Annotated in this window: 21 protein-coding genes; 7 read left to right on the top strand and 14 right to left on the bottom strand. The window is 34.4% G+C overall.

All coding sequences use genetic code 11. The features are described from left to right. Positions 1 to 41: 41 nt before the first annotated feature. Positions 42 to 518 carry an RDD family protein gene (locus EOD40_RS04035; protein ID WP_128193619.1) on the bottom strand — a complete coding sequence of 159 codons (477 nt, stop codon included), beginning with the start codon at positions 516 to 518 and terminating at the stop codon, positions 42 to 44. Positions 519 to 596: 78 nt separating this feature from the next. Further along, positions 597 to 1,058 (bottom strand): Lrp/AsnC family transcriptional regulator, encoded by a 462-nt coding sequence (locus EOD40_RS04030; protein WP_128193618.1) that lies wholly within the window; start codon positions 1,056 to 1,058, stop codon positions 597 to 599. A gap of 154 nt (positions 1,059 to 1,212) precedes the next feature. Here EOD40_RS04030 and metE point away from each other — a divergent pair, with 154 nt between their 5' ends. Further along, the gene (metE, locus tag EOD40_RS04025) at positions 1,213 to 3,537 is read left to right on the top strand and encodes a 5-methyltetrahydropteroyltriglutamate--homocysteine S-methyltransferase (RefSeq protein ID WP_128193617.1); all 2,325 of its coding nucleotides are present in this window, start codon (positions 1,213 to 1,215) and stop codon (positions 3,535 to 3,537) included. 290 nt (positions 3,538 to 3,827) lie between these two features. Here metE and EOD40_RS04020 read toward each other — a convergent pair whose 3' ends face one another. From EOD40_RS04020 to EOD40_RS04010, 3 genes are all read right to left on the bottom strand, one after another. Then, on the bottom strand, positions 3,828 to 4,532 hold the full coding sequence (locus EOD40_RS04020; RefSeq protein WP_128193616.1) for a hypothetical protein: 705 nt from the start codon (positions 4,530 to 4,532) through the stop codon (positions 3,828 to 3,830). 234 nt (positions 4,533 to 4,766) lie between these two features. Further along, positions 4,767 to 5,516: an SDR family oxidoreductase gene (locus tag EOD40_RS04015; RefSeq protein ID WP_128193615.1), complete on the bottom strand. Its 750-nt coding sequence runs from the start codon at positions 5,514 to 5,516 to the stop codon at positions 4,767 to 4,769. Between the two features lie 74 nt (positions 5,517 to 5,590). Further along, positions 5,591 to 5,878 carry an ArsR/SmtB family transcription factor gene (locus EOD40_RS04010; protein WP_071184664.1) on the bottom strand — a complete coding sequence of 96 codons (288 nt, stop codon included), beginning with the start codon at positions 5,876 to 5,878 and terminating at the stop codon, positions 5,591 to 5,593. Between the two features lie 124 nt (positions 5,879 to 6,002). Here EOD40_RS04010 and EOD40_RS04005 point away from each other — a divergent pair, with 124 nt between their 5' ends. Next, positions 6,003 to 7,751, top strand: a complete 1,749-nt coding sequence (locus tag EOD40_RS04005; RefSeq protein ID WP_128193614.1) for an ABC transporter ATP-binding protein — start codon at positions 6,003 to 6,005, stop codon at positions 7,749 to 7,751. Positions 7,752 to 7,756: 5 nt separating this feature from the next. On the opposite strand, the gene EOD40_RS04000 is transcribed toward EOD40_RS04005, so the two are convergent. The 4 genes from EOD40_RS04000 to EOD40_RS03985 form a co-directional block, all read right to left on the bottom strand. Then, positions 7,757 to 8,254 (bottom strand): RDD family protein, encoded by a 498-nt coding sequence (locus EOD40_RS04000; RefSeq protein ID WP_128193613.1) that lies wholly within the window; start codon positions 8,252 to 8,254, stop codon positions 7,757 to 7,759. A 203-nt stretch (positions 8,255 to 8,457) separates the two neighbouring features. After that, positions 8,458 to 10,845 carry a ribonucleoside-diphosphate reductase subunit alpha gene (locus EOD40_RS03995; RefSeq protein WP_128193612.1) on the bottom strand — a complete coding sequence of 796 codons (2,388 nt, stop codon included), beginning with the start codon at positions 10,843 to 10,845 and terminating at the stop codon, positions 8,458 to 8,460. Positions 10,846 to 11,031: 186 nt separating this feature from the next. Beyond that, on the bottom strand, positions 11,032 to 12,021 hold the full coding sequence (locus tag EOD40_RS03990) for a ribonucleotide-diphosphate reductase subunit beta (RefSeq protein WP_128193611.1): 990 nt from the start codon (positions 12,019 to 12,021) through the stop codon (positions 11,032 to 11,034). A 252-nt stretch (positions 12,022 to 12,273) separates the two neighbouring features. Continuing rightward, positions 12,274 to 12,852: a DUF3109 family protein gene (locus EOD40_RS03985; RefSeq protein WP_128193610.1), complete on the bottom strand. Its 579-nt coding sequence runs from the start codon at positions 12,850 to 12,852 to the stop codon at positions 12,274 to 12,276. Positions 12,853 to 13,185: 333 nt separating this feature from the next. Here EOD40_RS03985 and EOD40_RS03980 point away from each other — a divergent pair, with 333 nt between their 5' ends. After that, positions 13,186 to 13,389, top strand: coding sequence for a hypothetical protein (locus tag EOD40_RS03980; RefSeq protein WP_128193609.1), 204 nt, complete (start codon positions 13,186 to 13,188; stop codon positions 13,387 to 13,389). Positions 13,390 to 13,395: 6 nt separating this feature from the next. Next, positions 13,396 to 14,001, top strand: a complete 606-nt coding sequence (locus EOD40_RS03975; RefSeq protein WP_128193608.1) for an FAD-dependent oxidoreductase — start codon at positions 13,396 to 13,398, stop codon at positions 13,999 to 14,001. 112 nt (positions 14,002 to 14,113) lie between these two features. On the opposite strand, the gene EOD40_RS03970 is transcribed toward EOD40_RS03975, so the two are convergent. From EOD40_RS03970 to EOD40_RS03955, 4 genes are read right to left on the bottom strand one after another with little or no spacing between them, the layout of a single operon-like run. After that, on the bottom strand, positions 14,114 to 14,413 hold the full coding sequence (locus EOD40_RS03970) for a hypothetical protein (protein WP_128193607.1): 300 nt from the start codon (positions 14,411 to 14,413) through the stop codon (positions 14,114 to 14,116). Positions 14,414 to 14,417: 4 nt separating this feature from the next. Continuing rightward, positions 14,418 to 15,992 carry a S41 family peptidase gene (locus EOD40_RS03965; protein ID WP_128193606.1) on the bottom strand — a complete coding sequence of 525 codons (1,575 nt, stop codon included), beginning with the start codon at positions 15,990 to 15,992 and terminating at the stop codon, positions 14,418 to 14,420. Positions 15,993 to 15,994: 2 nt separating this feature from the next. Then, positions 15,995 to 16,426, bottom strand: coding sequence for a deoxycytidylate deaminase (locus EOD40_RS03960; protein ID WP_128193605.1), 432 nt, complete (start codon positions 16,424 to 16,426; stop codon positions 15,995 to 15,997). 3 nt (positions 16,427 to 16,429) lie between these two features. After that, positions 16,430 to 17,023 carry a HupE/UreJ family protein gene (locus tag EOD40_RS03955; protein WP_128193604.1) on the bottom strand — a complete coding sequence of 198 codons (594 nt, stop codon included), beginning with the start codon at positions 17,021 to 17,023 and terminating at the stop codon, positions 16,430 to 16,432. Between the two features lie 188 nt (positions 17,024 to 17,211). Here EOD40_RS03955 and EOD40_RS03950 point away from each other — a divergent pair, with 188 nt between their 5' ends. Then, positions 17,212 to 17,643 carry a TerB family tellurite resistance protein gene (locus EOD40_RS03950; RefSeq protein ID WP_128193603.1) on the top strand — a complete coding sequence of 144 codons (432 nt, stop codon included), beginning with the start codon at positions 17,212 to 17,214 and terminating at the stop codon, positions 17,641 to 17,643. Between the two features lie 79 nt (positions 17,644 to 17,722). On the opposite strand, the gene fbp is transcribed toward EOD40_RS03950, so the two are convergent. Further along, the gene (gene fbp, locus EOD40_RS03945; protein WP_128193941.1) at positions 17,723 to 18,733 is read right to left on the bottom strand and encodes a class 1 fructose-bisphosphatase; all 1,011 of its coding nucleotides are present in this window, start codon (positions 18,731 to 18,733) and stop codon (positions 17,723 to 17,725) included. A gap of 170 nt (positions 18,734 to 18,903) precedes the next feature. Between fbp and EOD40_RS03940 the strand changes: the two genes are divergently transcribed. Both EOD40_RS03940 and EOD40_RS03935 read left to right on the top strand, forming a co-directional pair. Next, complete coding sequence (locus tag EOD40_RS03940) at positions 18,904 to 19,389, top strand: GNAT family N-acetyltransferase (protein WP_128193602.1); 486 nt, start codon at positions 18,904 to 18,906, stop codon at positions 19,387 to 19,389. Between the two features lie 13 nt (positions 19,390 to 19,402). Continuing rightward, positions 19,403 to 20,659, top strand: a complete 1,257-nt coding sequence (locus tag EOD40_RS03935) for an aspartate kinase (RefSeq protein ID WP_128193601.1) — start codon at positions 19,403 to 19,405, stop codon at positions 20,657 to 20,659. Positions 20,660 to 20,699 lie beyond the last annotated feature (40 nt).

Raw genomic sequence — 20,699 nt, 5'->3', positions numbered from 1 at the left:
TGTAGATTTATGATTGTAGATTTAAGAACCAAAAATACATTTTATTTTAGGACTTTCTCCAAAGATTCTAACACAAGATGTTCTTCTATTCGCTGTTCGAGTTTGGATTTCATAACAACAAAAGTTCTTGATTTTTCATCGTGTAAACCCAAAGTACGTCCTCTCAAAAAACTCAAAGGTTCAAAAGGGAAAATACGCACCAAAGTTCGAACTAAAATCGTTATTATATCTGGTTTTGAACCGTCTTCCATAACAACAATTGTTTTAGTAAAATATTTAGCTAGAGAACGGGAAAGAAAAACTTCGGTAATTCCATAATAAATAAAAATGATAATACTCCAGAATAAATAACGTTCAATCATGTCAAACGAATTTATTCTATTTGAAATAGCTGAAGAATTCATAAAAGTCAATGCTAAATAAACAATAAACCGCATTATTATAATATCAATAATCCAATTTAAAACTCGCTTTTGTTTTGATGCGAGTAAATAATTTGCAATTTTAAATTGTTCCATTTACAGTATAGTTTCCTAATATTTATCTCCAAATATAAGAAAACAGTGACTATAATTACTTATTTAAAAATGCAAAAATCAAAAACTCAATTCAGTACTGTGTTTAATCTCACCCATTACAAAAACACTTTGGGTATTTCCAATATTCTCAATGGTTGACAATTTATTCATTACAAAATCCTGATAGCTCGCCATATCGGCAACTAAAATCTTCAGCATAAAATCATAATCTCCCGCTATATTGTAACATTCTATGATTTCGGGAAGTGCCACGATATCTTTTACAAAATTAGCTCCCACATTTTTAGCGTGTTCTTTCAAACGTACATTACAAAAAACGGTCATTCCGCGATTGAGCTTTTTCTTATCCAATAAAGCAACATATTTCATAATATAACCTTCGCGTTCCAATCTTTTGATGCGCTCATAAACGGGAGTTACCGTCAAAAACAATTTAGCTGCCAGGTCTTTTATACTAATATTCGAGTCCTGTTGGAGCTGTTTTAATATCTGTAAATCGGTGTTGTCTAAATTTTCCATAGAATATTTTACTGCTAAAGTTGTGTTTGAGAATTATTAAAAGAACAAAAAACCAAAATAAAACACAAAAACAATTCATTTTACTTAATTAACAACCAAATTTAAGTATTAAAATCTACAAACATACCTTTGTACAGTAATAAATACTGATAAAATGAAAACAAATAATTTAGGTTACCCTAGAATTGGAAGTAATAGAGAATTAAAAAAATCTAGTGAGTTATACTGGGCCGGAAAAATTTCAGCCGAAGAACTATTGGCTACAGCCGCAACAATCAGAAAAGAAAATTGGCAATTACAGACCAAAGCCGGAATTGATTTGATTCCGTCAAATGATTTTTCTTTCTACGATCAGGTTTTGGATTTAAGTTTAACATTAGGAGCCATTCCTAATCGTTATGCTGAAATTGCTAAAACAAAACCGGCATTGGATTTATACTTTGCTATGGCAAGAGGTTCGCAAAAAGATGGACAAGACGTTGTTGCAATGGAAATGACCAAATGGTTTGACACCAATTACCACTATATCGTTCCTGAATTCACTAAGAACCAACAGTTTTCTTTATTCTCAGAAAAAATAATCAACGAATTCATTGAAGCCAAGCAATTAGGAATTCATACAAAACCAGTTTTAATTGGGCCAATCACCTATTTATTGCTGGGAAAAGAAAAAGAAGAAGGCTTCAACCGCATTGACCTTATCGATGCTTTATTACCTGTTTATTTCGAAATTTTAGAAAAATTAGAAGCACAAGGTGCAACTTACATCCAACTTGACGAACCTTTTTTAGCCCTTAATCTTACTGACAAAGAAAGAAACACCTACACAAAAGTATATAATGCAATCAACAAACGTTTTCCAAACTTAAAAGTAATTCTGGCTAATTATTTTGACTGTTTTGGAGAAAATCTGGAAACCGCTTTGGCTTTGCCTGTTGATACTCTACATTTGGATTTAGTACGTTGTCCTTCGCAATTAGACGATATTTTACAATCCGGAAAATTAGCCAATAACGTAAAACTTTCTTTGGGAGTTGTTGATGGTAGAAATATCTGGAAAAATGATTTCAAAAAATCTTTAGCTTTAATCGAAAAAGCGACTGCTGCAATAGGAAATGACCGTGTTTTAATTGCACCTTCTTGTTCCTTAATCCACTCCCCTTGCGATTTAGATTTGGAAACAAATGACAAAACGCTAACTCCTGAAATCAAACAATGGCTGGCTTTTGCCAAACAAAAAATTGAAGAAGTAGTAGTGCTTCGCAATTTAGCTTCTGGAGAAATCACCGAAAATGACCAGGCTCATTATCAGGAAAACACTATCGCTAACGAGAACCGAAAAACCTCGAAATTAATTCACAACGAAGCGGTAAAAAATCGTGTTGCCAGTATTACAAGCGGAGACGATCAACGTAAAAATGTATTTGCTTTTCGAAGAGAAAAACAAATTGAAGCTTTAAAATTGCCGCTATTCCCAACAACAACTATTGGTTCTTTTCCACAAACTGCCGAAGTAAGAAGTTGGAGAGCTAAGTTTAAAAAAGGCGAATTGTCCCAATACGAATACGATACCTTATTGGAAAAAGAAACCGAAGAAACCATTCGTTTCCAGGAAGAATCCGGAATTGACGTTTTAGTTCATGGCGAATTTGAACGCAACGATATGGTGGAATATTTTGGAGAGCAATTAGACGGATTTGCCTTTACTAAAAACGGTTGGGTACAAAGTTATGGTAGCCGTTGCGTGAAACCGCCGGTTATTTATGGTGATGTTTCCCGTCCGAATCCGATGACTGTAAAATGGGCTGAATTTGCACAATCCTTAACTCCAAAATGGGTAAAAGGAATGTTGACCGGACCGGTTACTATTTTGCAATGGTCGTTTGTGCGTAACGATCAGGCGCGCTCAGAAACCTGTACCCAAATTGCACTTGCCATCCGTGATGAAGTAGTAGATTTGGAAAAAGCAGGAATTAAAATCATCCAAATTGACGAACCTGCCATTCGTGAAGGACTTCCGTTGCGAAAAGAAGAATGGGCTGCTTATTTGGATTGGGCAATTAAAGCTTTTAGAATTTCTGCCAGCGGAGTTGCCGATGACACCCAAATCCATACGCACATGTGCTACAGTGAATTTAACGATATCATTCAAAATATTGCCGATATGGATGCCGACGTGATTACCATCGAATGTTCGCGTTCGCAAATGGAATTACTGGATGCTTTTGCCGATTTTAAATATCCAAACGAAATTGGACCGGGAGTATATGACATCCACTCGCCACGTGTGCCTTCAAACGAAGAAATGGTTCATTTACTGGAAAAAGCAGCTGCGGTAATCCCTGCCGATCAATTATGGGTAAATCCTGATTGTGGTTTGAAAACCCGTCATTGGGATGAAACCAAAAAGGCTTTAATCGAAATGGTTGCTGCTGCAAAACAGATGCGTGTTGCAGTAGAAAACACTACAATTGCTTAATTAATTTTCTTTATTTACAAAGAAGCCTTCTCAATTTAATTTGAGAGGGCTTTTGTTTTTGAGACTAAACTATTGCATTATATGATAAAAAACAGCTATCCCAAAAAATAACTTTTCATTTTTTAACCGCGTTTAAAATACTACGATTTATCTTTTTAATTTAAATAGGCACTCGTTAAAAACGAGCGGCAGAGGGGGTCTTTCGGTTAAACACAAATTTTCCAAGTACAAAACCAACTTTAAATTAAGCCTAAAACCCAAATCTTGCCAAACCTCTGTTAGTGGCTGTGCTAATTATAAATTTGATTAATGATTTCTATCGTATTGTCAATATATTTTCTTGGTCCTCCAGATGTTTTGTGACGATGCTTTTTCATTAAATCAAGTCCGATTTTTTTTGCTTCTTCTTTTCCATTTTCAAAATTTATTGCTGCTACCCAATCTAATATAAAATGATCTATTTTTCCACTTTTTAACGGAACTTTACAGTCATGATACAATTCGTCGCCGATCATTACTTCAATATACTCATTTAGTTTTTTTTCAGCTGTATTATGAAGTACTAAACCATAAAAAGCAACGTCTTCTTGTAATAGATACGCATCAATCAATGGTTGCCCGAAGAATATTTGTCTAGAAATATTCACACTCATTGTACCACAAGCAATTGCTCCTTTAATTGGAATTTCTTTTTCCATTGCTCTTGCAAACAGCCAACTTACTGCAAAAGTTATCAATTCTAAACATTCTTTTGAATCTGTCTTAGTGAAAATAACTATAGTATCTGAAAAACTTACTGTCTTCATAGAATCGGTTTCATAACTTTCTACTTTACCTTCATCTAATGTGCTTCGTTCTTTAGCCAACTCTTCAAGAATTTGGTAAATTTCATTATGTGAGTTTCTCATTACCATATCCTTAAAACCCATTATATCTAAAAAGCAAATGAATCTATTTTCAGTAACGTTCCAACTTTGTTTTCTAGTCTTAGCCATAAGTTATTAGAATTTGATTAAGCATTGCCACTAACTAATTTATAGGCGAAACAAACTTTCGTATATACACCCAAAATTGGGTAGATTGGCGAAAGTTTGTTTCGCTTTATTTGTTTTTCAAATATATTCATTTTTTTCTTACACAATAAAATACAACAATAAAAAAGCCCTGATTGACTGCTGTTCAACCAAGGCTTTCCGTTATTAAAACAAATAATAAACTAAAATATTTTTTTAAAGTGTTGCTGCTCCTCCGTCAAGTAATAATTCGCCTCCTATCATAAACTTAGAATCATCAGAAGCCAGATAAAGGAAACCTTCAGCCATTTCTTCAGAGGTTCCTAAACGTTTTGCCGGTATTCCTGAAGCATAATAGGCTTTTGTTCCGTTTGCTTCTTCTTCTGAAGCTCCTCCTCTTGAAAATATTGGCGTGTCAATTGGCCCAGGCGAAAGTACATTCACTCGGATATTTCTATCCAATAATTCGGCTGATAAGGTTCTTGCTAACGAACGAACGGCTGCTTTTGAAGCTGAATAGGCTGCAGTAGTTGCAAAACCTTTGTGGGCTACTGTAGATGCCGTAATGATAATTGAAGCACCATCATTTAGATGCGGCAAGGATTTTTGAATTGTGAAGAAAACCCCTTTGAAGTTGATATCGCTGGTTTGGTCGAACATTTCTTCGGTATAATCTGCTAAAGGTGCCGCAATAAATACCCCGGCATTCACTACCAATACATCAATTTTCCCAAAAGTATCTTTAACCGTTCCGTAGGTGGTGTCAATATTGTTTATATCCGAAACATCGCTTACCAAACCAATCGAAGCATTCCCAATTTCGAAAACCGCTTCATCAATTGTCTTTTTATTACGGCCTGTTATTGCCACTTTGGCACCTTGTTCTGCAAATAATTTTGCTGTTGCTAATCCGATTCCGCTGTTTCCTCCTGTGACAACAGCTACTTTGTTTTCTAATTTTTTCATTTCTTTTATAATAATTTAATTATTGCAAGTATTTAAATATCTAAATATTTCGATTTATTTAATTAAAAAAAAGGCTAAAAGCCTAAATTAGAAATATAACGACTATAAGCATCGCATATTTCTTTATTGATAACAAATTTCAAATTGCGTCCTTCCTTTTCAGATACTAATAATTCGGCTTCCACTAATTGTTTCAAATGGTGAGACATGGTAGACTGTGCCAAATTAAAACATTCTGAAACTTCACAGCATTGCATAAAATCCTTTCGTTTACTAATCATATCCAATATCTTCAAACGATAGGGATCTCCTAGTGCTTTAGAAATTTTTTCAACTTGTTTTATGTTCAATTCGGTAATCATGAGGCAAAGATAAAAATATATTTTTAATATATCGAAATATTTCGATATTTATATTTTAAATTTGTACCAACTTATAATTCAAATACCTATTTTAGTTTGAATTATTTCCTTTAAAAGATTCCTTATGCAAATTTTATATACCTACATCAAAACCCACAAAATACTTTTATACATAGCGCTGTTTCTGGCCGCTATAAATCAGTGTTTTTCTTTATATGATTCGATAATCATTGGTAAGCTATTAAACGAATGCGGCGTTGGGGTTGCCAATTTCAACCACAATCAGGGCAGCTTTATCAAAGCTGTTACAGGCTGGCTATTATTGTCATTAGGAGCTGCAATGGCTTCAAGAATTGCCAAAAACTTTCAGGACTATTTTACCAATATCATCATTCAGCGAACAGGTGCTCAAATGTACACCGATGGAATACAAAAAGCACTTCAATTGCCTTTTCAGGACTTTGAAGACCAACGCAGCGGAGAAACTCTGGGCAAGCTTCAAAAGGTAAAAATTGATTGCGAAAAATTCATCACCTTATCTATTTCGCTTATTTTTCAATCAATAGTCGGGATTGTATTTGTGGTGGTTTATGCTATAAGTATCCATTGGTTATTAGGACCTATATTCCTGGTAACTGTTCCTGTAATTGCTTTTGTAAGCTCTTTTTTGGGAAAAAAAATCAAAAAGATATCCCGGGAAATTTTAGGCGAAACCACTGCTTTGGCAGGAGCCACAACCGAATCATTACGAAATATCGAATTAGTAAAAAGCTTAGGTTTGACCGAACAGGAAGTCAACCGATTAAATGCTACAACCATTAAAATCCTTGGATTAGAATTAAAAAAAGTACGTTTTATCCGTTCGCTGAGTTTCATACAAGGCACAACAGTACACTTTATGAGAACCAGTCTGGTTTTCGCACTCTATATGTTCATTTTTCAAGACATCATCAAACCCGGTGATTTGATTACTCTAATGTTCTTTTCATTCTTTTTGTTTAATCCATTACAGGAACTTGGGAACGTGATTGCCACTTACAACGAAACCAAGGCTTCTATGGATAATTTTAGCGATTTGATGAATGCAAAAATCGAAAAGACTCCTAAAAACCCAAAAACTATTGGTTCAATCAGCCATTTAAGTTTTCAGAATGTATCCTTCAAACATAAAAGCGCCAAAAGTTATGCCGTAAAAAACATTTCATTTGCAGCAAAATCTGGAGAAACCATCGCTTTTGTAGGCCCATCTGGGAGCGGAAAAACAACTTTGGTAAAAATGTTAGTCGGATTGTATAATCCTGCTGAAGGTGCTATCTTTTACAACGAGAAAAACGCCAAAGAAATTGACCTCAACGAATTAAGACAACAATTAGGTTTTGTAACCCAGGATGCCCAATTGTTTTCGGGAACGATAAAAGACAATTTACTTTTTGTAAAACCAAGTGCAACTGACGAAGAAATCAATGATGTTTTGCAAAAATCGGCTTGTCAAAATTTACTCAAACGTGCCGAAAACAGCATCTATACCACCATTGGCGAAGGCGGAATAAAAGTATCGGGAGGTGAAAAACAACGTTTATCGATTGCCAGAGCTTTACTTAGAAATCCTAAATTGTTACTTTTTGACGAAGCTACCTCGGCATTAGATTCGATTACCGAAGAAGAAATCACTAAAACCATCCGTAGTATATCTTCTAAACAAGATCAAATCACCGTGTTAATTGCCCACCGTTTATCGACTATCATGCATGCCGATAAAATATTTGTATTGGAACAAGGAGAAATTATCGAGCAAGGGAAACATCAGGATTTATTGGACGAAAAAGGGCTGTATTACGCTATGTGGAGACAGCAAATCGGGGAAAGAAAATAATTAAATTAAGTCTCAGCCACCTCAGTAAAAGTTTCAAAATGTTTGCGTTTTTTATTCAGCTTGCGTTTTTTAACCACATAAGTATTCGAAAAAGTATCATGCCATCCTCTTGGAACTAATCCAAAGAAAGAAAAGGCTTCGAAAGGAATAAAACGACAGCATGTTCGAATAAAAAAACTTCTTTTAGAAGGCTTGGTTCCATCAATATTTACAACAATAGTATGGGTTAACAATTTAGCAATAGTGCGGGAAAAATACACCTCAGTAATATAATAATACAAGAAGGAAACTATTGCTGTGTAGAAAGCAATTTCTACTGCACTTAAATTGGTTACCCAATTAGAAAGCGCAAAATTATTGGCAGACAAAGCAACCAAAATGATTGTTGTCCCTAAACTAAGCACCAAGATATAAATAAACATTAAATCAATGCTCAGGTTAAGAAAACGTTGAAACTGCGTGGCCTGTAAATCAGCTGTTATTGTAAATTCCTCGTTTTTCATGGCTACTTTTTTTAGTATTAAGAAAAGAAAAACACCAACAAACTTAACTATCTCAAATATAATGAATTATTAGCAAATTACAATCTTATAATTAGAGTTTTACACCGCCGTATCTCACAAACTCACTATGTTTAAAACAAAAAAACAGCCATCTAAACGATGGCTGTTTCAATAATTATTTTGAATTAATAATTAAATTTGGTTTATGCTCCGCACATTTCGCAATCCTCCGGACCTGCAGCCTGTGCTTTTAAAATCATCGCTTTGTAATCTTCGATGTTTATCGGCTCAGCCTCATCAACTGGCTTTGGATTTTCTTTTTTATCGTTATTCAAGGTAAACTTAATTGCATCAACTGCCGATTTAGTTCTCAAATAATACATTCCTGTTTTCAATCCAGATTGCCAAGCATAGAAGTGCATAGAAGTTAATTTAGCATAATTAGCATCTTGCATGAACAAGTTCAATGATTGAGATTGGTCAATAAAATACCCTCTTTGACGAGACATATCAATGATATCTTTCATAGACATTTCCCAAACTGTTTTGTACAATTCTTTCAGGTCTTGTGGGATCACATCAATATTTTGAACAGAACCATTATGACGCATAATTTCCTGTTTCAAACTTTCGTTCCACAATCCGCGCTCTACTAAATCATGCAATAAATGTTTGTTTACCACAATAAATTCTCCTGATAACACACGACGAGTGTAGATATTAGAAGTATATGGCTCAAATGCTTCGTTGTTACCTAAAATTTGAGATGTAGAAGCAGTAGGCATTGGCGCCACTAACAATGAGTTACGAACTCCGTACTCCATAACTTCTTTTCGCAATGAAGCCCAATCCCAACGTCCTGATAATTCTTCATCTTTCAAGCCCCACATATTGTGCTGGAATTCTCCTTTAGAAATTGGAGAACCTTCATAAGTTGAATAAGGCCCTTCTTCTTTAGCCATTTCCATAGAAGCGGTAACAGCAGCGAAGTATAAAGTTTCAAAAATTTCCTGGTTTAATTTCTTAGCTTCCTCACTTGTAAACGGCATACGCAACATAATGAAAGCATCAGCTAAACCTTGTACTCCTAAACCTACCGGTCTATGACGAAGGTTAGAATTCTCTGCTTCCTGAACCGGGTAATAGTTTCTGTCAATTACCTTATTCAGGTTTCTTGTTACACGTTTAGTAACATTAAACAATGCCTGATGATCAAATTTTCCGTTATCAACAAACATTGGCAATGAAAGCGAAGCTAAGTTACAAACCGCAATTTCATCCTTAGAAGTGTACTCCATAATTTCGGTACACAAGTTAGAAGAACGAATAGTTCCTAAGTTTTTTTGGTTTGATTTACGGTTAACCGAATCTTTATATAACATGTATGGTGTTCCGGTCTCGATTTGAGATTCCAGAATTTTCTCCCATAATTCACGTGCTCTGATGGTTTTTCTACCTTTTCCACGGTTTTCATAATCAATGTACAAAGCTTCAAACTCATCTCCGTAAACATCATATAAACCAGGACATTCATTAGGACACATCAAAGTCCAGGCTGCATCTTCCTGCACACGTTTCATGAACAAATCAGAAGTCCACATTGCGAAGAATAAATCTCTCGCACGCATTTCTTCTTTTCCTGTGTTCTTTTTCAAATCCAGGAATTCAAAGATATCAGCATGCCAAGTTTCGATATAAATAGCAAAACTACCTTTGCGCTTTCCTCCACCCTGATCTACATAACGGGCCGTATCGTTAAATACTCTCAACATAGGAACAATCCCGTTTGAAGTTCCGTTTGTCCCACGAATATAAGAACCTGTAGCACGAACATTATGAATAGAAAGCCCGATTCCTCCCGCTGATTGCGAGATTTTAGCCGTTTGTTTTAAAGTATCATAAATTCCATCAATACTATCATCCTGCATTGCCAAAAGGAAACAAGAAGACATTTGAGCTTTTGGAGTACCTGCATTAAATAATGTTGGAGTAGCATGCGTAAAGAACTTTTTAGACATTAAGTCGTAAGTTTCTAAAACAGACTGTAAATCATCTAAGTGAATACCAACAGCTACACGCATTAACATATGTTGTGGTCTCTCTACGATTTTCCCGTTTATTTTTAACAAATAAGAACGCTCTAAAGTTTTGAAACCAAAATAATCATAATTAAAATCTCTTGTATAAATAATATGAGAATCTAAGAAAGCCGCATTTTCCTGAATTACCTTAAATACTTCATCAGAAATCAATGGCGCAGCCTGACCGTTTCTTGGATTCACATAGTGATACATTTCGGTCATTGTTTCCGAAAATGATTTTTTTGTATTCGAATGCAAATTCGAAATTGCAATTCTCGCTGCCAACTGAGCATAATCCGGATGCGCAATGGTCATCGAAGCCGCAGTCTCAGCCGCTAAATTATCTAACTCTGACGTAGAAACTCCATCATACAATCCTTCAATCACGCGCATTGCCACTTTTACGGCATCCACTAAATCATTTAAACCATAGCAAAGTTTTTTAATTCTCTCTGTGATTTTGTCGAACATTACTGGCTCTTTGTGGCCGTCTCTTTTTACTACGTACATAAGTTTTGGGTTTTGTAAAACAGGGAATCCCTTCACTGTTTTTGGTTATTTGTAATCTTTTTTGGAGCTGTTTCCAGCTATCCGCTGCAATCTTTTATCTCTTAAAGAAAGAGATAAAAGGATTTTCACTGCTATCTGGGCTAGAGCCGTAAATAGTAATTTGTTTATTATAAAGAAGCCGAACTATTAAAAATCAGCGTCAAATGAAATTTTCTGAGCATCAGAGTCATTCGCAGTTCCGCTGTTTAAAACACCTGCTTTTTGATATTCAGCCACTTTTTTCTCAAAGAAATTTGTTTTTCCCTGAAGCGAAATCATATCCATAAAGTCAAATGGATTTGCGGTGTTATACACTCTTTCGCAACCTAATTCCACTAATAATCTATCAGTAACAAACTCTAAATACTGAGTCATCAAACCGGCATTCATACCTATCAAACTCACAGGAAGTGATTCGGTGATAAACTCTCTTTCAATATCCAAAGCGTCCACGATAATCTCTTTGATTCTTTCTTTAGACACTTTATTCACCAAGTGGTGGTTGTGTAAATGCACCGCAAAATCACAGTGAACACCTTCGTCACGAGAAATCAATTCGTTAGAAAAAGTCAATCCTGGCATTAAACCACGTTTTTTCAACCAATAAATAGAACAGAAAGCACCAGAAAAGAAAATTCCTTCCACAGCTGCAAAAGCAATTAATCTTTCGGCAAAAGAATCAGATTCGATCCATTTCAAAGCCCAATCCGCTTTTTTTCTAATTGCCGGAAAAACCTCTAACGCATTAAATAATTCGTCTTTCTCAGTTTCGTCTTTTACATAAGTATCAATCAAAAGCGAATAAGTTTCACTATGAATGTTTTCCATCATAATTTGGAAACCATAGAAAAATTTAGCTTCAGCATATTGTACTTCATTCACAAAATTCTCAGCTAAATTTTCATTTACAATTCCATCAGAAGCCGCAAAAAAAGCTAAAATATGTTTGATAAAATATTTCTCGTCCGAATTCAATTTATTGTTCCAATCATGTAAATCTTGAGACAAATCGATTTCTTCGGCTGTCCAAAAACTAGCCTCCATCTTTTTGTACCATTCCCAAATATCATGATGTTTGATAGGAAATATTACGAAACGATTTTTATTCTCTTGTAAAATTGGTTCTATTTGCGACATTACTATGTTATTTTTAGATAAATTTTAAGATATTTTTTGCTTTCAGAAGCATTACAAAGATTATGAAATATTGCGGGAATTAAAAGTCAAACTTATTCACAATACACTCTAGTTTTTAACAAAGACAAAAAACTAATCTTCTTTTTACAAATTAAGTAATCGATTAAATATCAATAAATTAAAAACAATAAAAACCACATGAAGCACCGTAAAATATAGGATTTAAACAATATAAAACAAGAAAAAAATAGTTTATTTTGACTTGACTTTTTTCCATTCCTGAGCTACCAATTCAAGCTCTAAATACCAATCTTCACCAAACCTTCTAATCAAAGCCTCTTTGACAAATTTATACACCGGAACTTCTAATTCCTTACCTAAAGAACAGGCGTCGTCACAGATATCCCACTTATCATAATTAACAGCTGCAAACTCCGTAAAATCTTTTACACGAATAGGATACAAATGACAGGAAACCGGTTTTTTCCAATCTACAATCCCCTGATTATAGGCCTGCTCAATACCGCAAAGCGCAGTTTTGCCATCAAAAATCACATAAGCACAATCCTTATTATCAATTAACGGTGTTTCAAGATCACCATCAGTACCTTTTACCCAGGTACCCTGAGCTTCAATGGCCTCAATCCCTTCTTTGCGTAAAAAAGGCTTTACCTTGGGAAATATTTCTTCTAAAATAGCTGTTTCTTCCTGACTTAAAGGCGCACCTGCATCGCCATCAACACAACAGGCACCGTGACATGCTGATAAATTACAAACAAATTCTTTTTCCAAAATATCTTCTGAAACTATGGTCTTTCCTAATTGAAACATGGGTTAACTTACTATAATTTATAAAATGCAAAGATAATCAATCCTTAACTTACACTATCAAGCAAGAACTTATTTATACCTAACTTTAACTAAATCCGGAACTATTTAAAATCAGAAAAAACAAGCACTAATCCTCAGCAAACAAGAGTTAGTCAAAACAACACAACTAACTAACAACCAAAAACTTACGATTCTATTTTAACATATCGCTGTTAAATTATAAGCTTCTAATGTTAAAGGTCTATTGCTCTAAACAAATTTTTTATAATTTTACCCCGTAATTTAGCCTGTAGAAACAACTTGAATTTCAATCTACAAGCCAACAAAAATATCATGAAAATCTTTACTAACATCTTAGTGTTTCTCGCATCAGCACTTGTTATTTTCAACATCACCCAACTGGATTTCAACAATCTGTTTGGAGGAGATAACGCAGTAGCTTTTATTGGAATAGCTGCTTCTTGTTGTGCCATCTTAATTCTATTGATTTTTAGAATGTCTAAAAAAATAGAAGACAAAATGAACGACAAACTATAAAATTATATGTTTGACGTATTAATCATTGGAGGAGGAGTTTCCGGAATGTCATGCGCTTTAGTTCTTGGCTCAGCCAAAAACAAAAGTTTTGCGACCGAAAAAAAAATTGGCATTTTCGCACACCAGAAATCTTCTTCACTACAGGACGCCTTATTTAACAATGCTTATGGTATTCCGGCAGGTAAATTAGGCTCGGAACTGCTTATTGAAAGCATTTCACATTTAAGCGAAAGCTATCCTCACATTACACAAATTCAAAACGAAAAAGTAATTCGAATTGAAGGAGAATATCCAAATTTTAATGTTATCACCAATAAAAACAGCTACAAAACAAAGTCTATTGTAGTAGGTATTGGTTCAGCAAATACATTCGCAATCGAGGGATTAACACAATATGTTATTCCACATCAGAAAGCACTTCCCGAAAAACAAAGAATACAATTAAAAAACAGTGACCATAAAGTAACCGAAGGCATTTATGCCATAGGAACTTTAGCCGGATGGAGAAGCCAGCTTGCCATTGCAGCCGGAAGTGGTGCTGCCGTAGCCACAGATATTCTTACTTTATGGAATAATGGCCTGCAAACCCACACTCATGACAGCATTCGATAAAAATAAGTTTCTTTAAAAATTTAAACTATTAAGGGATTAAGAAAATTAAGCGTTATAGCTTAATTTTCTTAATCCCTTAATAGTTTTTAAAATACTCTGTTTTCTTATCAGTTCACCGTAACACGATATCGGTAACTTTTATATGTTTTTCAGTATCAGATTTCCAAAATTCTCCTTTTAAAGTAACTTTCTCCCCTATTTTAAAAACCTTATAATCCTGAGAGTCCACAAGATTGACTCTACTGATAGTTGCCAAATAAATTTCTTTTTTAGCAGTCTTAATTTTTGCCGTATAACCGTCTTTACCATATTCTATAGCCTCCACATCACCTGTCAACAGATTTTTATCTTTCATCAAAGCACAAGAAACAATCAAACTAACTAAAAAAACGAAACTCAAAAACTTTTTCATATTGTTATTTTTTACTTAAAACCTTTTTCACCATAACATCATCCTTCAAAACAATATCATAATAGGCTTTTTCTCCATACAATTGTCGGGCAAATTCAGCATTTAGATAACGCTTCACAACCGCTTTACTTTTATCTAATTGAATCCCTTTTAGATGTTTAGAAATAAATTTCTTGAAAACAATAAAATACTCATCTGTAGCATTCATCTTGTTTAAAAATTGCCCAAACGAAAGCCCTTTGAAACCATTTCTGCTTTTATCCAATTGCTCAAAAACAAAATTGCCTACAATTCCGGACTCCATCAAATAAACGGTCGCTTCATCGGCATTTTCAAATTCGAGTGGCACAAAAACATCGGGAACAATTCCGCCGCCGCCGTACACAATCTTTCCTTTAGGCGTTTTAAATTTTAAACCATCCGACACTTTTATACTGTCTTTATTATACAATTCGCCGTTTTTAAATCGCGCTTCCGACTCTTTAAAATATTGCTCCTCCCCTTTAAAATAAGGTTTTTGAATCGACCTTCCGGTAGGCGTATAATAACGCGCCACGGTTAATCGCACCGCCGAACCATCATCAAAATCCATTTCCTGTTGCACCAGCCCTTTGCCAAATGAACGACGTCCCACAATAGTCCCCCTGTCATTATCCTGGATTGCACCGGCAAGAATTTCACTGGCCGAAGCCGAATTTTCATTAATCAACACAAACAATCTGCCTGTTTCAAAATCCCCTTTTCTAGTAGAATAGGTTCTCTCGACTCTCCCCCTTTTATTTTTTGTAAAAACAATCAACTTTTTTCCCGCCAACAACTCATCAGCAATATCAATTGCCTGCTCCATATAACCACCACCATTATCGCGAAGATCAATTACCAGCGATTTTGCACCATTTTTTTTAAGTCGGATTAAATTAGATTTAAACTCCTCATAAGTAGTTTCAGCAAAACGATTGATTTTAATGTAGGCCATTGATGAGTTCAACATCAGGCCAACATCGACACTTTTAAGCGGAATAACACCTCGCTTGATTTTAAACTCTATCTTTTTCTTTTCGGAATTCCTATAAACAGTAAGAGCTACCTCAGAACCTTCTTTTCCTTTAAGCTTAGCAAACAAAGTATCTGAAGGTAATTTTCGTCCAAACAATTTTGTCCCGTTGGCATACAAAATTCTATCGCCGGCCTTAATTCCTGCTTTTGCCGAAGGGCCATTTTCAATAGGCTGAATAATAGCAACAGTATCCTTATAAATGTAAAAACGAACACCAATACCCACAAAATCTCCTTTCATGTTTTCGGCAACTTCAGCCTGTTCAGAAGGAGGAACATAAACTGAATGAGGATCTAATTGAGCTAAAATATTATCGACAGTCCTATTAATAATTGAATCGGTGTCAACATCATCAACATATTCGTTGTCAATAAAATCAATTAATTTATTGAGTTTTACTTTCGAATTATTAGCTACCGAAGATTGATTTTGAATTGTAAAATCTAATAAACTGCCAATAAATATCCCTATCGCCAAAATGGCGCTAATATAAATGGGAATATATTTGCTATCTATTTTCACTTTTAATCTTCTAATTCCGGAATGTGTTCCACAATTACACCTGCTTTTATTAAAAATTGAATCCCTGAATCATCGCGATATCCGTTTTGATATACCACTCTTTTAATTCCTGATTGATGAATCAATTTACTGCATTCCTTACAAGGAGAAAGCGTAATATAAAGCGTAGCTCCTTCACAGGATTGGGTAGAGCGGGCCACTTTAAGAATCGCATTGGCTTCGGCATGTAACACATCCCATCTTGTCAATCCTTCTTCGTCCTCACAACAATTATCAAAACCCGAAGGTGTACCGTTATAACCATCCGAAATAATCATTCGGTCTTTAACAATAATAGCGCCTACCTGCTTGCGTTTACAATAAGACAAAAGTCCCCATTCCTTGGCAATACGCAGATAAGCCTTATCGTATTTATTTAATTTCTTTAGTTCCATAATTTATCTTAACCAAATTTCATTCCCTATAATAATAGGCAAAACTACTCCAATAATAAATGCCGACATAACTAAAGTCCAATCTCTTTTAGAAAATCTAAAAACAGTTTGTACTATATACGACAAAATCAAAGCGACAAGAATCACCACTAACTGAGCCGCTTCAATACCTAATGCAAATTCCAGTATCGCTAACAACTTAGAAGTCGCAGTTCCATGATGAATAGACTTAAAAGTATTCAAAAAACCTAATCCGTGGATTATACCAAAGAAAAGCGTAATAAAGAAAACCAAATTAACGCTTTCCTTTTTAGCTGATTTTCCGGCTGTAAAAAGATGAAACAAAGCCACTATTAAAATTGTAATAGGAATCAACAATTCTATTACAGCCACCTTAACGGCGATGATTCCGTAAATAGTCAACAACAAAGCAATAGTATGCCCTAAAGTAAATGTAGTTATTAAGAGTAAAATTCGTTTCCAATCTTTAAACGAAAGCGGAATTGCCAACGCAATTAGAAACAAAATATGGTCGTAGGAATAGATATTTAAAATATGTTTTAATCCTAATTGAAAATAAATTAAAAATTGGGACATCTGCTACATTATTTAATTGATAAAGGGGTTGTAAACTTACGATTAATTTTGAAACCCCTCAATTCTATTGCTAATTCCTTTGAAATAAAATTGATTCTAAATTATATTTCCCGTTAAATAAAATTTAAAAGAAAATTAATAATTTAAAAATTGATTTATATTTGCTCAATAAAAAAAACACAATAATTATGTCATTTTCAGATTTATTTGATAGCGAATTTAAACAAAGAAATAAGGGACATTTTTCTGCGATTGTTCGTGTTGCTCTAGCCGATGGTATTGTTGCTCCAGAAGAAAAAAACTTCTTAGACAAACTGGCTACAAAGCTTGAAATTTCACCTTCAGAATACGATGAAATTTTAGAAAACCCAACAATCCACCCTATCAACCCTCCTTATTTATACTCTCAAAGACTAGAGCGTTTGTACGATTTAGCTAGAATGGTACATGTTGACCATCAATTAGGTGACAAACAAGAGGTAGTTTTAAAGAAAATTGCAATTGGTTTAGGCTTTACTCCAAGTAACGTTAATTACATTATTGCAAAGGCCTTGTCTCTAGTTGACAAAAAAGTAGATTTTGACACTTTTGCATACGAAATGCAAAACATGCACAAATAATTTTATTTACCAAATACCACAAAAAAAGCTCTTGAATTCAACATCAAGAGCTTTTTTTATTTATCGATAAATCTGAAAACTATTTACTGGCATTAAGCATAAATTCTTCCGCCTTAGTCACCATATTATAGCTTCCACAGAAAAATGGCACGCGTTCATGCAATTCAGTTGGTTTAATTTCCATTATTCGCCTGAATCCATCCGATGCTTTTCCACCGGCCTGTTCAGCAATAAAAGCCATTGGATTACACTCATACAACAATCTCAATTTTCCTTTAGGAGCCTTTGAACTTGTAGGATAGATATAAACCCCTCCTTTTATCATGTTTCTATGAATATCAGAAACCAAACTACCAATATATCTTGACGTATATGGTCTGTCACCCTCTTCTGATTGACAATATTTAATATAATCCTTTACTCCTTGTGGAAACTGAATGTAGTTCCCTTCGTTAATAGAATAAATATGTCCGTCTTTAGTAAATTTCATATCAGGATGCGAAAGATAGAAAGTACCAATTGCGGGATTCAAAGTAAATCCATTCACTCCATGACCTGTAGTGTAAACCAGCATGGTCGATGTTCCGTAAATTACATATCCTGCCGCTACCTGCATGGTTCCCGGTTGTAGAAAATCTTCAATTGTAACTGGCGTTCCCACAGGGGTTACTCTTCTGTAAACTGAAAAAACCGTTCCTACCGAAACATTCACATCAATATTAGACGAACCATCTAAAGGATCCATCAAAACCACATACTTGTTCTTATGACCTTTATCTTTTCCTTCCACAGTGATAAAATCATCGTTTTCTTCGGATGCAATTCCGCAAACAATTTCACGGTTTTTCAAAGTTTGGATAAAAACTTCATTAGCATAAACATCTAATTTTTGCTGATCTTCTCCCTGAATATTTTGTTCACCCGCTGCTCCCGTAATATCAACTAAACCCGCTTTATTCACTTTGTAGCTAACTACTTTTGCCGCAAGACGTATTGAATTGATTATTCGAGATAATTCACCAGATGAATATTGAAATGCATTTTGATTTTCAATAATAAATTCTCCTAAGGTTTTACTGCTTTCTTCCATTACGAAATCGATATAATTTGAATTTGAAGTCACAAATATCGTTTTTTTTGTGATAATGACTCAATAAAACTTACTTAGTTTGGCAGTATTGTATATTTGCTAATAATTAGCATTCTAATAGAATTCCGAAAAGCCTTATTGTTAAATTTTAAACCAAATAATACGAATATATGAATATTAGAGTAGGTGAAAAAGAAGACATGAAAGGCGTTTTGAGCCTGATTCAGGAGTTAGCGGAATTTGAAAAAGAGCCAGATGCTGTTATAGTAACGGTCGAAGATTTAATTAGAGATGGTTTTGGTGACCAACCATTATTTCACGTTTTTGTTGCCGAGATAGATTCAGAGATTGTAGGAATTGCATTTTATTATTACCGATATTCAACCTGGAAAGGAAAAATAATCCATCTTGAAGATTTGGTAGTAAAAAACAATATGCGGGGCAAAGGAGTGGGTTATGCGTTATACTCCGAAATTATCAAACAAGCTCAGAGAGACAACGTAAAAAGAATAGACTGGAATGTACTGGACTGGAACACTCCCGCTATTGATTTTTACGAGAAAACAGGAGCCAAAGTATTAAAAGAATGGCATGTTGCCCAAATGGATGAAGCAGGAATTGCTGATTTTATAGAAAAGAGATTAAAACAATATTAGCGAAAATAAAAATATGAAAGTATTTAAATTTGGTGGTGCATCAGTAAAAGATGCTGCCGGAATAAGAAACGTATACGACGTTTTGCAAAAAGCAGGTTATGAAGATGTATTATTAGTGGTTTCGGCAATGGGAAAAACAACCAATGCGCTGGAATTAGTAATTAAAAACTATTTTGACAAATCAGCTGAACTTAACGCATCAGTACAGGAAATAAAAAAATACCACAATCAAATCCTATTGGATTTATTCGAAGATGAAAACCATGCTGTTTTTGCCGCTGTGCAAGAACATTTTTCTGATTTAGAGTATTTCCTGGCTCATAATAAATCTCCTAATTACAACTTTGTTTACGACCAAATTGTAAGTATGGGAGAAATTATTTCGACAACTGTTTTGAGTTATTACATGAATTTCATGGGAATTGAAACTCAATGGATTGATGTGCGTAATTACATTAAAACAAACAACAATTATCGTGATGCCGAAGTTGACTGGGAATTGACTCAAAGCAACATCTCTAAAAACATCAAAACCAAAAGTTTAAACATTACTCAAGGATTCTTAGGTTCTGACGAAAACAATTTCACAACTACTTTAGGTCGTGAAGGTTCTGATTATACTGCAGCTATTTTTGCTTATTGCTTAAATGCCGAGAGTGTTACTATCTGGAAAGATGTTCCGGGAGTTATGAATGCTGACCCAAGATATTTTGAAAATGCCAGTTTGTTAAACCAAATCTCATACAGAGAAGCAATCGAATTGGCTTTTTACGGTGCAACGGTTATCCACCCAAAAACTTTGCAACCACTACAAAAAAAGGAAATTCCTTTACACGTAAAATCATTCATCAATCCTTTATTAAAAGGAACTGTTGTAAGCAAAGGAGCAACTTTGGAGCCATTCATGCCTTGTTTTATTGTTAAGAGAGAGCAATTGTTGATTTCACTTTCTTCTATTGATTTTTCATTCATTATGGAAGAAAACATCAGTGAGATATTTGGATTGTTCCATGAATTTAAAATTAAGGTAAACTTAATCCAAAACTCAGCTATCAGTTTTTCTGTGTGTGTTGAGGACAAATTTGGTAATTTCAAGGATTTACTTGCCATTTTATCTAAAAAATTCAAAGTGGGTTACAACGAAAATGTTACGCTATACACTATCAGACATTTTAACGATACTGCTGCCCAAACAGTGGTTGAAGGAAAAACAGTTTTGTTAAAACAATTAGGTACTGAAACCATGCAAATTGTTACTAACGAAAACTAAGATTTTCAATATACTTTCTTAAAAAGACACTGTTGTTTTC

The organism is Flavobacterium sufflavum, from assembly GCF_004016525.1.
Taxonomy (GTDB): Bacteria; Bacteroidota; Bacteroidia; order Flavobacteriales; family Flavobacteriaceae; genus Flavobacterium; species Flavobacterium sufflavum.
Note: the sequence above shows the minus strand (reverse complement) of the source record. Positions and strands in the feature narration are given on the sequence as shown.

What these genes read in the sequence shown, in the direction of transcription:
- EOD40_RS04035 (WP_128193619.1), bottom strand. Translation starts at nt 518, where the DNA reads ATGGAACAATTTAAAATTGCAAATTATTTACTCGCATCAAAACAAAAG.
- EOD40_RS04030 (WP_128193618.1), bottom strand. Translation starts at nt 1,058, where the DNA reads ATGGAAAATTTAGACAACACCGATTTACAGATATTAAAACAGCTCCAA.
- metE (WP_128193617.1), top strand. Translation starts at nt 1,213, where the DNA reads ATGAAAACAAATAATTTAGGTTACCCTAGAATTGGAAGTAATAGAGAA.
- EOD40_RS04020 (WP_128193616.1), bottom strand. Translation starts at nt 4,532, where the DNA reads ATGGCTAAGACTAGAAAACAAAGTTGGAACGTTACTGAAAATAGATTC.
- EOD40_RS04015 (WP_128193615.1), bottom strand. Translation starts at nt 5,516, where the DNA reads ATGAAAAAATTAGAAAACAAAGTAGCTGTTGTCACAGGAGGAAACAGC.
- EOD40_RS04010 (WP_071184664.1), bottom strand. Translation starts at nt 5,878, where the DNA reads ATGATTACCGAATTGAACATAAAACAAGTTGAAAAAATTTCTAAAGCA.
- EOD40_RS04005 (WP_128193614.1), top strand. Translation starts at nt 6,003, where the DNA reads ATGCAAATTTTATATACCTACATCAAAACCCACAAAATACTTTTATAC.
- EOD40_RS04000 (WP_128193613.1), bottom strand. Translation starts at nt 8,254, where the DNA reads ATGAAAAACGAGGAATTTACAATAACAGCTGATTTACAGGCCACGCAG.
- EOD40_RS03995 (WP_128193612.1), bottom strand. Translation starts at nt 10,845, where the DNA reads ATGTACGTAGTAAAAAGAGACGGCCACAAAGAGCCAGTAATGTTCGAC.
- EOD40_RS03990 (WP_128193611.1), bottom strand. Translation starts at nt 12,021, where the DNA reads ATGTCGCAAATAGAACCAATTTTACAAGAGAATAAAAATCGTTTCGTA.
- EOD40_RS03985 (WP_128193610.1), bottom strand. Translation starts at nt 12,852, where the DNA reads ATGTTTCAATTAGGAAAGACCATAGTTTCAGAAGATATTTTGGAAAAA.
- EOD40_RS03980 (WP_128193609.1), top strand. Translation starts at nt 13,186, where the DNA reads ATGAAAATCTTTACTAACATCTTAGTGTTTCTCGCATCAGCACTTGTT.
- EOD40_RS03975 (WP_128193608.1), top strand. Translation starts at nt 13,396, where the DNA reads ATGTTTGACGTATTAATCATTGGAGGAGGAGTTTCCGGAATGTCATGC.
- EOD40_RS03970 (WP_128193607.1), bottom strand. Translation starts at nt 14,413, where the DNA reads ATGAAAAAGTTTTTGAGTTTCGTTTTTTTAGTTAGTTTGATTGTTTCT.
- EOD40_RS03960 (WP_128193605.1), bottom strand. Translation starts at nt 16,426, where the DNA reads ATGGAACTAAAGAAATTAAATAAATACGATAAGGCTTATCTGCGTATT.
- EOD40_RS03955 (WP_128193604.1), bottom strand. Translation starts at nt 17,023, where the DNA reads ATGTCCCAATTTTTAATTTATTTTCAATTAGGATTAAAACATATTTTA.
- EOD40_RS03950 (WP_128193603.1), top strand. Translation starts at nt 17,212, where the DNA reads ATGTCATTTTCAGATTTATTTGATAGCGAATTTAAACAAAGAAATAAG.
- fbp (WP_128193941.1), bottom strand. Translation starts at nt 18,733, where the DNA reads ATGGAAGAAAGCAGTAAAACCTTAGGAGAATTTATTATTGAAAATCAA.
- EOD40_RS03940 (WP_128193602.1), top strand. Translation starts at nt 18,904, where the DNA reads ATGAATATTAGAGTAGGTGAAAAAGAAGACATGAAAGGCGTTTTGAGC.
- EOD40_RS03935 (WP_128193601.1), top strand. Translation starts at nt 19,403, where the DNA reads ATGAAAGTATTTAAATTTGGTGGTGCATCAGTAAAAGATGCTGCCGGA.